This is a genomic window from Falsochrobactrum shanghaiense, from assembly GCF_003149535.1.
GTDB lineage: Bacteria > Pseudomonadota > Alphaproteobacteria > Rhizobiales > Rhizobiaceae > Brucella > Brucella shanghaiense.
On sequence record NZ_QGDB01000005.1, the window covers coordinates 22,853 to 37,081 of the forward strand.

The window sequence follows — 14,229 nt, forward strand, 5'->3', positions numbered from 1 at the left end:
TACTCCGGTTTTCGCAACTTTGTACGGTCCCGAACGTTTTATCGAACCCGACAAGACGTTCATAAACTGGAGGTCCATATGCGCAACGAGAGCGTTCCTGTCATCCGCCGCATTCCAACTGAACGCGATGACCTGTTTGCCTTTGCAGTCGAGGGCCATCTGAATGATGCCTCTCTTGAAAACCTGTATGGATTGCTTGAGGCCGCCTATGATACCCACGAAAAAATCGACCTGCTGATCCGCCTGAACGGCTATGATGGCATGGATTGGGGAGCGGCTTTTTCCGAGAATATGCTGAGCATGCGCGCCAAATCTCTCAAGCACCTGCGCCGATATGCCATTGTTGGCGGCCCTTTCTGGATGCAGGCCAGCATTCGCCTCATGCAGCCCTTCCTTTCAATCGAAATGCGTACATTCGAGGAAAGCGAAGAAAAAGAGGCCTGGAAATGGCTCGACGCGACGCCGGAGGAACCGTGATTATTTCACGACGGTCAATTGTTCGGCAGCGCGGGTGATCGCCGTATAAAGCCAACGCTCGCGCGTATCGCGAAAAGCAAAGCTCTCGTCGAACAAAACGACATTGTCCCACTGCGAACCCTGCGCCTTATGCACGGTCAAGGCATAGCCATAATCGAAATCGTCGAAACGCTTTTTGGTTTGCCATGGAATATCGGCATCCGGATTTTCAAACTGCGCCTTGAGCAGTTTGATCTTGGCGACACCGCGATCCTCGTCTTCCGGCGAAACCAGCAGATTGATACCAGGTTTGACCGTTTCCTTGGAGGACGTCATCACTTTCCAGAGCGAACCATTGAGCAGCCCCTTGGCCGGATCGTTGCGCAGGCAGACAAGCTTGTCACCCGCCTGCGGATAATCCGCATTGAAACCCTTGAGCTCGCGCAGACGCTGATTATAGCGCTTGCGCGTCCGGTTGGTGCCGACCAGCACCTGATCGGCGGCAAGAACCAGTTCCTGCGTCACCTCATGGCGCGAAATGACCTTGGCCCGACCTTCATCGCCATATTGAAGTTCCCTGCCCTCACGAACATCCAGCGCCATGCGGATAATCGGATTGTCGCGCGCCTGCCGGTGAATTTCGGTGAGCAGGAAATCCGGCTCATGCTCGGTGAAGAAACCTCCGCCTGAAATCGGCGGCAACTGCCCCGGATCGCCCAGCACCAGAATAGGGGTACCGAATGTCATCAGGTCACGCCCCAGCTGCTCATCGACCATGGAACATTCATCGACGACGATCAGCGCGGCCTTGGCGACAGGGCTCTGTCGGTTGAGCGAAAAGGTCGGCGCAATCGACGTCTTGCCGGTGGTTTCGTCCTCGATCGCTTCTTCGCCGCGCGGGCGATAGATCAATGAGTGAAGCGTGCGCGCATTGCTCGCGCCCTTGGAACGCAGAACCTGCGCGGCCTTTCCGGTGAAAGCTGCGAATTGAACGTCACCATCCACATGCTCGGCAAAATGGCGCGCAAGCGTGGTCTTGCCCGTTCCCGCATAGCCAAACAGCCTGAAGATCGGGGAGCGCCCTTCCTTCAGCCATTTTCCGACTGCCTTTAAAGCCTGTTCCTGCTCGGGTGAAAACTGCATGCCCTGTTCAGACAGGATTCGCCCGACAAGAGCAAGGGCAAGGTGAACAAAGAGTGAAGATTATTGCAGCAAAAGCTGCAAACGCGCGATCACGAGATCAGGGACCGGTCAACATAGGCTGGCCGGTCCGAACGGATCATAGCCCTTGCGGCCCGCGATTCATTGCAGCGACGCCGGTGCGGCAGACTTCCACCAGCCCCAGCGGCTTCATCAAGGTGATGAACTGATCAATCTTTGTCGTCTTGCCGGTAAACTCGATGATAAAATGCTCTACCGTCGCATCGACGATCTTGGCATTGAATGCATCGGCCAGACGCAATGTTTCCGCACGCGCCTCGCCCTTGCCCGCCACTTTAATCAGTGCCAGCTCCCGCTCGATCGGGCGTTCATGCCCCAGTTCGACAGCGCGATGCGTCATATCGACAACGCGGTGTACTGGCACGATTCGCTCAAGCTGATGGCGAATCTGATCGAGCACGCTTGGCGTGCCGCGCGTAACAATCGTGATGCGCGACAGATGCTGCTCATGCTCGGTTTCTGAAACCGTCAGGCTTTCAATATTGTAACCGCGGCCTGAAAACAGTCCGATGACACGGGCGAGAACGCCCGGCTCGTTATCGACGAGTACCGAAAGCGTATGCGTTTCCGGCGTTTGCGTATCGGCTGCAATAAAATATGCCGAGCCGGATGCTAGATTTTGTGCGTTCATTTTCTTTCTCCGGATCAGACGAGCGCGCGGCCCTTGGCGTCGATGGCATTGGCGACAGCTTCATCCGTCGCCTCGTCGGGCAGCAGCATTTCATTATGTGCCTTGCCGGACGGGATCATCGGGAAGCAGTTGGCAAGATTGGCGACACGGCAATCAAAGATCACCGGCTTCTTCACCTCGATCATTTCCATGATGGCATCATCGAGTTGGGCAGGCTTGTCGCAACGAATGCCATGCGCGCCATAGGCTTCCGCCAGCTTGACGAAGTCCGGCATAGCCTCAGTATAGGAGTGCGACAGGCGGTTGCCGTGCAGCAATTGCTGCCATTGCCGCACCATGCCCATATATTGATTGTTCAGGATGAAAATCTTTATCGGTGCATTATACTGGATAGCCGCCGACATTTCCTGAATGCACATCTGGATCGAAGCATCGCCCGCAATATCGATGACCAGCGCATCGGGGTGCGCAATCTGAACGCCCAAAGCCGCTGGCAGCCCATAACCCATGGTGCCCAGACCGCCCGATGTCATCCAGCGGTTTGGCGCTTCGAAATCGAAGAACTGCGCCGCCCACATCTGATGCTGGCCAACCTCGGTGGTGATATAGGTATCGTGTCCCTTGGTCAGATCATTGAGCCGCTGCAAAGCATATTGCGGCATGATGACGTCTTTATTCGGCGTATAGGCCAGAGAATTGCGCGAGCGCCAGCGGTCGATCTGCTCCCACCATGCGGCAATCGCCTGCTTTTCCGGCTTCTTTTCGGCTGCGCGGAACTGGCGGACAATATCTTCCAGAACATGGGCAACATCACCGATGATCGGCACATCGACGCGAACATTCTTGTTGATTGACGAAGGATCAATGTCGATATGAATTTTGCGCGAATGCGGCGAAAATGCATTGAGGCGTCCGGTGATACGGTCGTCGAAACGCGCACCTATGCACAGCATGACATCGCAATCATGCATGGTCATATTGGCCTCATAGGTGCCGTGCATGCCCAGCATGCCGAGCCAGTTCTTGCCCGATGCCGGGTAGGCACCAAGTCCCATCAATGTCGAGGTGATCGGGAAATTGCTGATTTCAACCAGTTCGCGCAGCAATTTCGTTGCCGCAGGCCCGGAATTGATGACGCCACCGCCCGAATAGATTACCGGTTTTTTAGCGGACAGCAGCAATTCGACAGCTTGCGAAATCGCGTTCTTGTCCCCTTCCAGCGTCGGGCGATAGCTGGTCCGCGGTGTGGTCTGCGGCGGCGTATAGATGCCCGTTGCAAACTGGATGTCCTTGGGAATATCGACCAGAACCGGCCCCGGTCGGCCCGTCGAGGCGATATGAAAGGCTTCATGCAGGATGCGCGACAGATCATCGATGCTGCGGACCAGCCAGTTATGCTTGGTGCAGGGGCGCGTAATGCCGACCGTATCGGCTTCCTGAAAACCATCCGAACCAATCAGCGTTGTGGGAACCTGCCCGGAGATGCAGACCAGCGGGATCGAGTCCATCAGCGCGTCCTGCAAGGGCGTTACCGCATTGGTCGCACCGGGGCCGGACGTGACCAGCATGACCCCGACCTTGCCGGTCGAGCGTGCATAGCCTTCGGCAGCATGTCCCGCACCCTGCTCATGACGAACCAGAATATGCTGAACCTTGTCCTGCTGGAAAAGCTCGTCATAGATCGGCAGCACGGCCCCGCCGGGATAGCCGAAAATATGCTCCACGCCATGATCGATCATGGCCTGAACCACCATTTCCGCGCCGGTCATTTCGCGTTGCCCTGCGGACATTGTCGCCGCCTCGCCTTTTGCTGCCGTCATCGTCGTTACTTCCCGTCTGCTTTACATATTCAATGTCGTTGGTGTTTTGATAACAAAAAAGGCCCCCGAGGGAGCCTGTCTTTCGCGCATGGGAGCTTTCGCCGGATGGTTACACCATCCTGCCCATGCGCGTTCGTACCACAAGAATAAGAGCTGTTCTGTTCATGGGCGGAAGACTAATCACAGCAGACCATGTCGTCAACGCATAAATGCACACATTGCGATATTTTCTTTTAGCCAGATGCCATAAAGAACAACTTTATTGCCCTGACAAAACATCCTCGCCAGAAGAAAACAATTTCCAGCTTTCATCAAGCTGGTTGCGGAACCATGTTGACTGCCGTTTGGCATATTGGCGCGTTGCAATGACAGCGCGCTCGATGGCTTCTTCACGCGACATGGCGCCATCCAGAAAAGCTGAAATCTCGCGCACGCCGATTGCCTTCATGGCAGGCAATGCCCGATCGAGATTCAGCGCCAGTAAAGCGCGAACCTCATCAATCGCACCGCGATCCCACATAAGATCGAAACGTTGGGCGATACGCTGCCCCAACCAGCCGCGGTCTGGCAGAAGCACGATCTTGCGTGCCGTTTTATCGTCGACCAGCGGCTTGCCCTTCGCCTGCTGCCAGTCAAGCAGGGATTTCCCCGTCGCCTCGAAAACTTCAAGCGCGCGCACGATACGTTGGCTGTCGGTAGGGCGCAGTGTTTGCGCAATCGCCGGATCGCGCTGTTGCAATGCCGCATGAAGAGCTTCCGGCCCTTCATCTTCCATCCGCCGCCGCCAGTGCTGACGCAAATCAGCGGGCACTTCCGGCATCTGTGACAGTCCGCCCAACAGTGCACGAAAATAAAGCCCCGTACCGCCGACAAAGATCGGCACCCGGCCTTCAAGCTCGGGGCGCGATAGAAGTGCTTCCACATCCGCAAACCATTTGCCGGTGGAATAGGAAACCGAAGGCGGCACATGACCGTAGAGATAGTGATCAGCCTTGCGAAGATCATCCATCGATGGCCGCGCCGTCAGAAGATCGAGCACATCATAGACCTGCATGGAATCGCTGTTGACGATGAAGCCGCCCACCTTCTCCGCCAGATGAAGAGCAAGAGCCGACTTGCCGCTAGCCGTCGGGCCAGCTATCAGGATTGCATCCTTCACCGCATGTTCACTCATCGCAGGAAATGCTCCTCATGTCCCGACCTGTCTCTCTCATTGCCACACTGATCGCGAATCCGGCCAAGGCAGCGCTTGTTCCATCGCTTGGGATTAAAGCCTCGGCAGCAGTGAATGCAACCGGACTTTACTGGCTGGCCGACGGCATTGCCTGCGACATCCCGCTTCCCTCCGGCATCAGCGCGCAGGAAGCAGACAGCGCGCTGCGCACCACCCTCGACAATGCACCCATCGATGTCGTGGTGCAGGAGCAGGACAGTCGGCGCAAGAAAATTCTGATCGCGGATATGGACTCGACCATGATCCAGCAGGAATGCATCGATGAACTGGCCGAGGAAGCAGGCCTGCGCGAGCAGGTCTCGACGATCACGGCGCGCGCCATGAACGGCGAGATCGCTTTCGAGCCAGCCTTGCGTGAGCGTGTGGCCTTGCTCAAGGGCCTGCCGCTTTCGGTAATCGACAAGGTCATCTCGACGCGCATTTCGCTGATGCCCGGCGGACCGGAACTTGTCCGCACCATGCGCAAGCACGGCTCCTATACAGCGCTTGTTTCCGGCGGCTTCACCTCTTTCACGCAGCGCATTGCCGAAATGATCGGCTTTAATGAAAACCGCGCCAATTTGCTGCTGGATGATGGAACTCACCTGACTGGCGAGGTCAGCGAGCCGATTCTCGGACGCGAGGCGAAAGTTGAAAAACTGGTCGAAATAGCCGACCGCCTCGGTCTGACGCCCCAGGATGCCATCGCCGTGGGCGACGGCGCAAACGATCTGGGGATGCTCCAGCTTGCCGGAACCGGCGTGGCGCTCCATGCCAAACCCGCCGTCGCTGCGCAAGCCAAGCTGCGCATAGACCACGGCGACCTGACAGCGCTTCTCTATATTCAAGGCTATCGCAAGTCTGATTTCGTCGAATAGAGCATTTCCAGCAAAACTGCGTAGCGGTTTTGCGTCCGGATAATGCGACCAAACAAAGAATTGGAGCGGCCTGATGATAAAGGGAGCCGCTCTAATTTCCACCTGAATCACATTCGCAGAAAAGCGACATAAAGGATTCAAAACACAGGGAAACTTTCCATTTCCCTGTGTTGGATTTAAAACTCAGTCGATGCGGATTGTCACGAAGCGCAGCTCGCCGGAGCGCGAGGCGAGCATGAGAAGCGCGTTCTTGCGCCCTTCACGACGCAATGCATCGATACGCTTCTTCACATCGTCCGGCGTCTTGACCACGGCCTGATTAATATCGACGATCACGTCGCCGATTTCGATGCGCTTTTCACCTGCCGCCGAACTGGGCGCAACATAAAGCACCGCCACACCCTCGACATCTTCGGCAATGCCGAACTCGCCGCGAATCTCATCGCTGATTTCGCCCAGGCGCATGCCCAGAACCGAAGGAGCCGGGGCGGGATTGGTCGTATCGGGCTGCTGTGTCGAAGGTGCGTCGGGCAATTCCTGCCCCTCTTCGCTGTCGTCCATATCGGGTGCGGGGATCTGGTCTTCGATGGCCTGATCGCCGCTCTTGTCATCCTCGACAAGCCGTCCAAGCTTGACCTTCACCGTCTTTTCCTCGCCCTCGCGGATAACGACGATTTCCACCTCGTCGCCGACGGCGCTTTCGGCCACCAGACGCGGCAGATCGCGAGCGCGTTCCACGGGCTTGCCATCATAGCGGATCACGACATCGCCCGCTTCAATGGCCTTATTATCCACGCCGGAATTTTCAATCAGACCGGCGATCAGCGCACCTTTGGCCTCTTTCAGACCAAGACTTTGCGCAATATCTTCCGTCACCGGCTGAATGCGCACACCAAGCCAGCCACGACGAACCTCACCAAACTGCTTGAGTTGATCGATGACACCGACCGCCATTTCAGCGGGAATCGCAAAACCGATACCGATCGAGCCGCCCGAAGGCGAATAGATCGCCGTATTGATACCAATCACCTTGCCGTCCATATCGAAGAGTGGACCGCCGGAATTGCCACGATTGATCGCCGCATCCGTCTGGATGAAATCATCATAGGGGCCGGATTGAATATCGCGCTTGCGCGCCGAAATGATGCCCGCCGTTACCGTTCCGCCAAGACCGAACGGATTGCCGATCGCCAGCACCCAGTCACCGATGCGCGCCTTCTCGGAATTACCAAATTGCACCGCCTTGAGCTTGTGCTTGCTCGGATCGACTTTCAGCACGGCAAGATCGGTTTTAATATCCTTGCCGACCAGTTCCGCTCTGAGCTTGGAACCGTCGACGAAATTCACCTCGATCTCGTCGGCATCGGCGATGACGTGATTATTGGTGACGAGAAAGCCTTTTTCGGCATCGATGACGAAGCCGGAACCGAGCGATTGCACCTTGCGCGATTCGGCTCCCTGCCCGCCGTCCTTATCGTTGAAAAAATCTTTGAAGAACTCCTGAAAGGGCGAGCCTTCCGGCACCTTCGGCATCTGCACGCCGCCATCATCGTTCTCGTCATCCTTGACGGTTTGCGATGTGGAAATATTGACGACGGAATCAAGCAGCCCCTCTGCAAGATCGGCGACTGATGCCGGTCCCTTCTGCGCCGATTCCTGGCTCTGCCCCTGCTCCTGCAAGGCCGTTTGCGCCATGGCGCCGGGCGCGCCGCCAATATTGATCATTCCCAGAGCAATGGTTGCCAATAGAGTGCGCGTCAATCCCGCCTTGGGTGCAATTGCCATAAAGCCCTGCTCCGTTCTTTCTGCCTTCGGTAATATCCAGAAAACTGGATCACTGCAAAATACGGCCTGTTTGCGGCTCCGCATAGGTCAGCGGTGAAAATATAACGGAAATCTGCCCTTATCCCCTGGCAAGCCATACAAGCCCCACTCCGATTGCAAGCGCTGCAATCCCCGCGATCCGCAACATGCTTTCGGGGGCCTCGCTTGCTTCGCGCGCAAGCTTTCTCGCCAACAACGGAAAGCCGCCGTAGAGCAGCCCTTCAAAGACGAAGAGAAGTCCTACGGCGGCCAGAAAATCGCTCATTCGCGATGATCTCCTTTACCGGGAAGGCGTCGCAAGCTTGCCACCCGCATCACGGAAGAACTTGAAGAACTCCGAGTCCGGCGAGAGAACCAGCGCTGTATCGGGCGTTTGCAGTGCTTCGCGATAAGCGGCCATCGACCGGTAGAATGCGAAGAAACCCGGATCCTTGGATGCTGACTGCGCGAAGATTTCACTGCGCTGCGCCTCGCCTTCACCACGAAGGATTTCAGATTCCTTGCGTGCCTCCGCCAGCGTCTCGACAACCTGACGGTCGGCGACCGCACGGATGCGCTGCGCCGCTTCACGCCCGCGTGCGCGCAAGCGCTCGGCTTCCGCCAGACGTTCAGCTTTCATGCGGTCATAGGTCTGCTGCGAAACTTCCGCGGTCAGATCCGTGCGGCGAATGCGAACATCAGTGATGGTCAAGCCCAGCGAGGTTGCATCCGGGCGAAGCTGGTTCGCCACTTCGCGCATCATGTCGCCGCGTTCTTCCGAAAGCGCCGCTTCAAATCCGCGCTGGCCGTAAACGCTACGCAGCGCCGCATCCAGACGCGTACGCAGCCGCTGCTCGGCCAGAAGCGTGCTGCCCGAAACCGTCTGGCGGAATTTGCGCGCATCCGTGATGCGATAGACCAGGAATGCATCCACGTCGTAGAACTTGCCGCCCGAAACCTGCACGCGAATATCATCGAGATCAAAGCGCAGCAGACGGTCATCTATCATCTGCACCGTATCGGCATCGAGGAAGCCGAAAGGCAGTTTGAAATAGATGCCGGGATCGGTTTTCACATCCACGATCTGGCCAAAGCGCATCACGATTGCCTGCTGGCGTTCGTTAACGATGAAAATCGAGGAATAGATCAGCAGAATAACGACAGCGACAATACCGCCAATGATCGGAAGCCTGTTCTGAGCCATTATTGGTTACCTCCGCCAATGGTCGTTGTAGCCGGCGCGCTCGTGCCTGTTGTCGGCGCACCCGTCCGCGGTGCCTGCGGACGCGTAAGTTCATTCAAGGGCAGATAAGGCACGATTTCTTTTCCCGGCTCCACGATAACTTTCTTGGTGCTTTTCAGGACATCTTCCATCGTCTCAAGGAAGAGACGGTTGCGGGTGACTTCCGGTGCTTTCACATATTCGCTGCGAACTGAATCGAAACGCTGCGCCTCACCTTCGGCTTCCTGTACGACGCGGTTTTTATATGCCGCAGCCTCTTCACGAAGCTGGGCTGCCTCACCGCGCGCCTGACCCAGCCGCTGGTTGGAATACTGATTGGATTCTTCGACGAAGCGGTCTTCGTCCTGCTCGGCGCGCTGCACTTCATCAAAGGCATCAGCCACTTCGCGCGGGGGAGCTGCATCCTCGATGGAAACGGCATTGATCTGGATACCGGCTTGATAATTGTCGAGCGAAGCCTGAACAATGTCCCTCACACTTTCAGCGATTGCCGAACGATTGTCCCGGAAAATATCCTGTGCGGGCCTGCGGCCGACGATCTCACGGATCGCGCTCTCTGAAACCTGCTGCACCATGGCGTCGGGATTGTCGACATTGAACAGGTAGGCTTTTGGATCGGAAACGCGATAGAGCACGGAGAACTGAACATTGACGATATTCTGGTCCCCTGTCAGCATGAGACCGCGTGCATCGGTGCGCGAGCCCTGCCCGCCGATATTGACCTGTTTTTCGACGATCTGCGCCTTTTCATAGGTTTCGATCGGCCACCAATGGAAATGCAGACCCGGCTCGGAGACTTCGTCCTTCGGCTTGCCGAAGCGCAGCTCCACCGCCAGTTCATCCGGCTGCACGGTATAGATCGACTGGAAAAGCCAGAAGCCCAAGACGGCAGCGCCTATCAGAAAATAGATCGGTTTGTTGCTGCTGCCCTTTCCGCCACCGCCGCCGGGGAAAACCTGCTTGAGACGGTCCTGGCCTTTGCGGAGAATATCTTCAAGATCGGGCGGAGTGTTCTGTCCACCGCCGCGCGGTCCCTTCGGCCCCTGCCCCCAGGGCCCGCCATTATTATTTCCGCCATTATTATTATCGCCACCACCGCCCCATGGGCCGCCGCCGCCATTTTGATTACTCCAGGGCATCCTCACCTCTCGTCCGGAGACGGAAAGCAAGACCCACCTCCCGTCATCAATTAATGTTTCCGTTTTATAGGCATCGCGAGGGCCGCTTTCAACGCAATGCGGCGAATTTGTTGCGCTTATTTTACCCTGTTTGCCGTTGATACTGAATATAGCGGGTCGGGTAGCTGTCTTTTTCACCGGCCGGCACGTTTTCGCTCGACACGGCCCGCCAATGCGTCGAATCGATTTGCGGGAAATACGTGTCCCCCTCGACCTGCGCCAGAACGCGTGTCAGATATATCCTGTCTGCCAGAGGCAGCGCCTGTGTATAAATCTTGCCGCCGCCGATGATGAAGATTTCATCGCTTCCGCTTTCCCGCGCAAGCTCATTTGCAAGATCGAGCGCCTGCGCAAGAGAATGCACGATCAGCGCGCCTTCCGCCGCGAAATCCCTGTTCTGCGTAATCACGATGTTCGCGCGCCCAGGCAAGGGCCGGCCAAGGGATTCCCACGTCCTGCGCCCCATGATGACCGGCTTGCCAAGCGTGAGCGCCTTGAAGCGCTTGAGATCGCTGGAAAGGCGCCACGGCATGTCATTATCGCGTCCGATAACATTGTTTTCGGCAGCAGCAGCGATGATGGATACAACCGGCTTGTCAGAAATCATGAATTTACACCGCGATCGGCGCCTTGATTGTGGGATCGGCTTCGTATCCCTCCAGTCGGAAATCCTCATAACGGAAGGCAAAGAGGTCTTTCACATCGGGATTGATATGCATGACAGGCAGTTTTTTTGGTGTGCGTGTCAGTTGCAGCCGCGCCTGCTCGAAATGGTTCGAATAGATATGGGCATCGCCAAACGTATGAACGAAATCGCCCGGCTCCAATCCGCTCACCTGTGCAATCATCATCGTCAGCAAGGCATAAGACGCGATATTGAACGGAACACCCAGAAATATATCCGCCGAGCGCTGATAGAGCTGGCAGGAAAGCCTGCCTTCGGACACATGGAACTGAAACAGGCAATGGCACGGCGGCAATGCCATCTCATCGACCAGCGCCGGGTTCCACGCCGATACGATCAGCCGCCGCGAATTAGGATTTTCGCGCAACATCTTCAAAAGTGAGGCAATCTGGTCGATGTGCCGTCCGTCCGGTGCGGGCCATGAGCGCCACTGATAGCCATAGACCGGTCCCAGATCGCCGTTCTCGTCCGCCCATTCATCCCAGATCGAAACACCGTTTTCCTTCAGATAGGCGATGTTGGTGTCGCCCTTCAGGAACCACAGCAATTCATGGATGATCGAACGCAGATGCAGTTTCTTCGTCGTAAGGACGGGAAAGCCCTCTGCGAGATCAAAGCGCATCTGATAGCCGAATACCGAGCGCGTGCCCGTACCCGTGCGGTCGTCACGGTCGACACCATTGTCGAGCACATGCTGGAGAAGATCGAGATAGCTGCGCATTGGAAAACTTTCAGGCCGATTCGTCTGTCGTCATTATAAAGAAAACCCCGGCGCAGGCGGCACCGAGGTTCGGTAGTCCCCAAAGGAATGAGGGTCAGAGATCGCCCAGCTTGCCGAGCTGCTTGGCGACGAGATAATAGAAGGTGACGCGACCCTTGTTGCGATCGCCCTTCATGACTTCCGCCACATGCGCGACGACTTCATCGCCCTTGGCTTCGTCAGCAATGCCGAGCTTCTTGGCCACCCAGTTCGTGCGAACGCGCTTCAATTCCTCAGGATCGGTTGCCGAAACGAGCGAGGAATCACGATTGCGCAATGCAATGCCCAGATGCTTGACGATCTTTTCAACGACAGCTTCGTCAGCGCCTGCATCGTAACGACGAACATCCGCGAGATATTCACTCATCTATCCACTCTCCTTAGATTGGGAATCTGCCCCGTTTCGATCTTTAGCGCAGACCGGAAGACTCATCTCTTGTCCTGCCAGTCTCGATAATAGGGCGAGGATTGACCAGCCGACGCGCACTGTCAATGGAAAAAGAACACGATGGGCGATGATGAAACATCTTCGCATGGCGCGCTAAATCTCGCGATTTCCCTCTTCCAATCGCAAGCCGGCGCACCTATATAGGCAGTGCTGGCGCAAGTCAGCTATGGCGATAAATGGACGATGTAATAACCCCATTGGACCCGGGGGCGGTACCCGGCGCCTCCACCACAATGCAGCTCACCTGATATAAGCGGGCTGCACTGCGGCGGGGGCGAAACAGGATCGACAAGGGCGTAAAGATCGATCTTTTGCTCGGCATGATACCACCGTTATCGGGTCAATTGAGTAGTTGCAAATGACAACAAAGCTCAGGGTTACGCTCTCGCTGCCTAATGGCGGTGCGGGAAACCCACTCTAAGCCCTTAGGGTTAGCACCTTAAGGCGGGGTTCGGAGGCACCTGGCAACAGAAGCCTCCACTTTATTTTCCCCTTGATTCAGATGGCCGCGGCTCTGGCATCCTGCTCTTCCCCACGGGAAAAGACAATCAGCGCGAGCAGAAACGCGGTTACAGCACAGATCGCAATTCCCCCGACCATCGGCAGCGCCGAGCCATCAAAAAATGCGCCGGTAATGCCGATAGCAAAACCGCCGATCACGAAATGCAGCGTTCCCAGCAGCGCCGAAGCCGTACCGGCTATTTCTCCGTATTCATCAAGGGCAAGCACCGCCGTCGTGGGGATCACGAGGCCGAGAAAGCCATAGCCCGCAAACAGGAAGCCTGCGATCAGCCACAAGGATTGATGCCCCATAAGCACGGCAGCAAACATGGCGAGCATTATTGCCGCAAAGCTTGATACGGCCATGCGAACGACGCGCTTCAGACCAAAGCGTGCGCCAAGCCATCCATTGAGCTGCGAAGCGCCAAAAAATGACACCGCATTGGCGGAAAATGCCAAGGCATATTGCTCCGGCGTCAGGCCGTAATGGTCGATCAGCACGAAGGACGAATTGGCGAGATAAACGAAGAATGACGCCACACCGAACCCGCCAATGCACACAAGCCCCATAAAATAACGGTCCTTGAGCAGGCGGCCATAACCGCGCAAGGCGCTGCTGATATTGCTCTCGAGCCGGGCTTGCGCACCGCGCGTTTCGTTGAGCAGCGTGGCCACCAGCACCAGGCCGACCAGCGCCGACACCAAAATTGCCCAGAAAACGCCGCGCCAGCCGATAAAGCCGATCAGCACCGACCCGGTCAAAGGCGCCAGAATAGGCGAAATCGAGAAAACGAGCATCAGCAGCGACATCAAACGCGCCGCATCCACGCCCCGGTGCAGATCACGCACGATGGCGCGCGGAATAACCGAACCGGCCGCTGCCCCTGCCCCTTGCAGCAGCCGAAACAGCACGAGCACGTCAATATCGGTCGCAAGAGCCGAACCGACGCTGCCAATGGCAAAAAGCGCCAGCCCGCCATAAAGAGGAATCTTGCGCCCGATCATGTCGGAGAGCGGGCCGCAAAAAAGCTGTGCAATCGCCAGCGCAAGAAAGAATGCGAGCAGGCTCATCTGAACTGCGCTGGTTTCCGCATGCAGATCGACTGCGATCATCGGCAGCGCCGGCAGATACATATCAATAGCAAAGGGACCGATAGCGGACAGAAGCCCAAGAATAGCTGCATTGCGCACAAGACCGGAAGCCATGGGGGACGCGCTTTCATCAATGTTTCGTGATTCGTCCGCCGCAATTCGGATCATCAGCATCGCTTGGGAGGATGTAAACCAAGAATCCGATATTGCGGTGACGCATTCTATCTTTATGTTATTACGATCTTATTTTAGAAAAGCGACCGCGATTAACGCTTTCATCGCCTTTCAGAAACAAGGAGG

The 14,229-nt window shown here is 56.5% G+C and carries 14 protein-coding genes and 1 other RNA gene; 3 read left to right on the forward strand and 12 right to left on the reverse strand.

All coding sequences use genetic code 11. The annotated features are described in order from the left end of the window. Positions 1–78 precede the first annotated feature (78 nt). Positions 79–477: a SpoIIAA family protein gene (locus DKP76_RS13015; RefSeq protein WP_109707246.1), complete on the forward strand. Its 399-nt coding sequence runs from the start codon at positions 79–81 to the stop codon at positions 475–477. On the opposite strand, the gene DKP76_RS13020 is transcribed toward DKP76_RS13015, so the two are convergent. The 4 genes from DKP76_RS13020 to miaA all read right to left on the reverse strand — a co-directional run bounded on the left by DKP76_RS13020 (position 478) and on the right by miaA (position 5,302). After that, positions 478–1,599, reverse strand: coding sequence for an ATP-dependent DNA helicase (locus DKP76_RS13020; RefSeq protein WP_109707247.1), 1,122 nt, complete (start codon positions 1,597–1,599; stop codon positions 478–480). Positions 1,600–1,735: 136 nt separating this feature from the next. Further along, positions 1,736–2,308 carry an acetolactate synthase small subunit gene (gene ilvN, locus DKP76_RS13025; protein WP_109707248.1) on the reverse strand — a complete coding sequence of 191 codons (573 nt, stop codon included), beginning with the start codon at positions 2,306–2,308 and terminating at the stop codon, positions 1,736–1,738. Between the two features lie 14 nt (positions 2,309–2,322). After that, positions 2,323–4,128 carry an acetolactate synthase 3 large subunit gene (locus DKP76_RS13030; RefSeq protein ID WP_109707249.1) on the reverse strand — a complete coding sequence of 602 codons (1,806 nt, stop codon included), beginning with the start codon at positions 4,126–4,128 and terminating at the stop codon, positions 2,323–2,325. Between the two features lie 259 nt (positions 4,129–4,387). Next, a complete protein-coding gene (gene miaA, locus DKP76_RS13040; RefSeq protein WP_109707251.1) occupies positions 4,388–5,302 on the reverse strand; it encodes a tRNA (adenosine(37)-N6)-dimethylallyltransferase MiaA in 915 nt (304 codons plus the stop codon). A gap of 17 nt (positions 5,303–5,319) precedes the next feature. Between miaA and serB the strand changes: the two genes are divergently transcribed. After that, positions 5,320–6,219 carry a phosphoserine phosphatase SerB gene (gene serB, locus DKP76_RS13045; RefSeq protein WP_109707252.1) on the forward strand — a complete coding sequence of 300 codons (900 nt, stop codon included), beginning with the start codon at positions 5,320–5,322 and terminating at the stop codon, positions 6,217–6,219. A gap of 183 nt (positions 6,220–6,402) precedes the next feature. On the opposite strand, the gene DKP76_RS13050 is transcribed toward serB, so the two are convergent. The 7 genes from DKP76_RS13050 to DKP76_RS13080 form a co-directional block, all read right to left on the reverse strand. Further along, complete coding sequence (locus DKP76_RS13050; RefSeq protein WP_425349406.1) at positions 6,403–7,914, reverse strand: Do family serine endopeptidase; 1,512 nt, start codon at positions 7,912–7,914, stop codon at positions 6,403–6,405. 208 nt (positions 7,915–8,122) lie between these two features. Beyond that, positions 8,123–8,308 (reverse strand): DUF2065 domain-containing protein, encoded by a 186-nt coding sequence (locus tag DKP76_RS13055; RefSeq protein ID WP_109707254.1) that lies wholly within the window; start codon positions 8,306–8,308, stop codon positions 8,123–8,125. A gap of 15 nt (positions 8,309–8,323) precedes the next feature. Then, a complete protein-coding gene (gene hflC, locus DKP76_RS13060) occupies positions 8,324–9,226 on the reverse strand; it encodes a protease modulator HflC (protein WP_109707255.1) in 903 nt (300 codons plus the stop codon). After that, complete coding sequence (gene hflK, locus DKP76_RS13065) at positions 9,226–10,404, reverse strand: FtsH protease activity modulator HflK (RefSeq protein WP_109707256.1); 1,179 nt, start codon at positions 10,402–10,404, stop codon at positions 9,226–9,228. Before hflK ends, hflC begins: the two co-directional genes overlap by 1 nt. Before the next feature lie 121 nt (positions 10,405–10,525). Beyond that, positions 10,526–11,050 (reverse strand): dihydrofolate reductase, encoded by a 525-nt coding sequence (locus tag DKP76_RS13070; RefSeq protein ID WP_109707257.1) that lies wholly within the window; start codon positions 11,048–11,050, stop codon positions 10,526–10,528. 4 nt (positions 11,051–11,054) lie between these two features. Further along, on the reverse strand, positions 11,055–11,849 hold the full coding sequence (locus DKP76_RS13075) for a thymidylate synthase (protein ID WP_109707258.1): 795 nt from the start codon (positions 11,847–11,849) through the stop codon (positions 11,055–11,057). Between the two features lie 94 nt (positions 11,850–11,943). Next, on the reverse strand, positions 11,944–12,255 hold the full coding sequence (locus DKP76_RS13080; protein WP_109707259.1) for a DUF2853 family protein: 312 nt from the start codon (positions 12,253–12,255) through the stop codon (positions 11,944–11,946). 191 nt (positions 12,256–12,446) lie between these two features. Here DKP76_RS13080 and ssrA point away from each other — a divergent pair. Further along, positions 12,447–12,818: a transfer-messenger RNA gene (ssrA, locus tag DKP76_RS13085) on the forward strand. 16 nt (positions 12,819–12,834) lie between these two features. Here ssrA and DKP76_RS13090 read toward each other — a convergent pair. Continuing rightward, complete coding sequence (locus tag DKP76_RS13090; RefSeq protein ID WP_109707260.1) at positions 12,835–14,043, reverse strand: multidrug effflux MFS transporter; 1,209 nt, start codon at positions 14,041–14,043, stop codon at positions 12,835–12,837. Positions 14,044–14,229 lie beyond the last annotated feature (186 nt).

What these genes read in the sequence shown, in the direction of transcription:
- DKP76_RS13015 (WP_109707246.1), top strand. Translation starts at nt 79, where the DNA reads ATGCGCAACGAGAGCGTTCCTGTCATCCGCCGCATTCCAACTGAACGC.
- DKP76_RS13020 (WP_109707247.1), bottom strand. Translation starts at nt 1,599, where the DNA reads ATGCAGTTTTCACCCGAGCAGGAACAGGCTTTAAAGGCAGTCGGAAAA.
- ilvN (WP_109707248.1), bottom strand. Translation starts at nt 2,308, where the DNA reads ATGAACGCACAAAATCTAGCATCCGGCTCGGCATATTTTATTGCAGCC.
- DKP76_RS13030 (WP_109707249.1), bottom strand. Translation starts at nt 4,128, where the DNA reads ATGACGGCAGCAAAAGGCGAGGCGGCGACAATGTCCGCAGGGCAACGC.
- miaA (WP_109707251.1), bottom strand. Translation starts at nt 5,302, where the DNA reads ATGAGTGAACATGCGGTGAAGGATGCAATCCTGATAGCTGGCCCGACG.
- serB (WP_109707252.1), top strand. Translation starts at nt 5,320, where the DNA reads ATGTCCCGACCTGTCTCTCTCATTGCCACACTGATCGCGAATCCGGCC.
- DKP76_RS13050 (WP_425349406.1), bottom strand. Translation starts at nt 7,914, where the DNA reads ATGGCGCAAACGGCCTTGCAGGAGCAGGGGCAGAGCCAGGAATCGGCG.
- DKP76_RS13055 (WP_109707254.1), bottom strand. Translation starts at nt 8,308, where the DNA reads ATGAGCGATTTTCTGGCCGCCGTAGGACTTCTCTTCGTCTTTGAAGGG.
- hflC (WP_109707255.1), bottom strand. Translation starts at nt 9,226, where the DNA reads ATGGCTCAGAACAGGCTTCCGATCATTGGCGGTATTGTCGCTGTCGTT.
- hflK (WP_109707256.1), bottom strand. Translation starts at nt 10,404, where the DNA reads ATGCCCTGGAGTAATCAAAATGGCGGCGGCGGCCCATGGGGCGGTGGT.
- DKP76_RS13070 (WP_109707257.1), bottom strand. Translation starts at nt 11,050, where the DNA reads ATGATTTCTGACAAGCCGGTTGTATCCATCATCGCTGCTGCTGCCGAA.
- DKP76_RS13075 (WP_109707258.1), bottom strand. Translation starts at nt 11,849, where the DNA reads ATGCGCAGCTATCTCGATCTTCTCCAGCATGTGCTCGACAATGGTGTC.
- DKP76_RS13080 (WP_109707259.1), bottom strand. Translation starts at nt 12,255, where the DNA reads ATGAGTGAATATCTCGCGGATGTTCGTCGTTACGATGCAGGCGCTGAC.
- DKP76_RS13090 (WP_109707260.1), bottom strand. Translation starts at nt 14,043, where the DNA reads ATGGCTTCCGGTCTTGTGCGCAATGCAGCTATTCTTGGGCTTCTGTCC.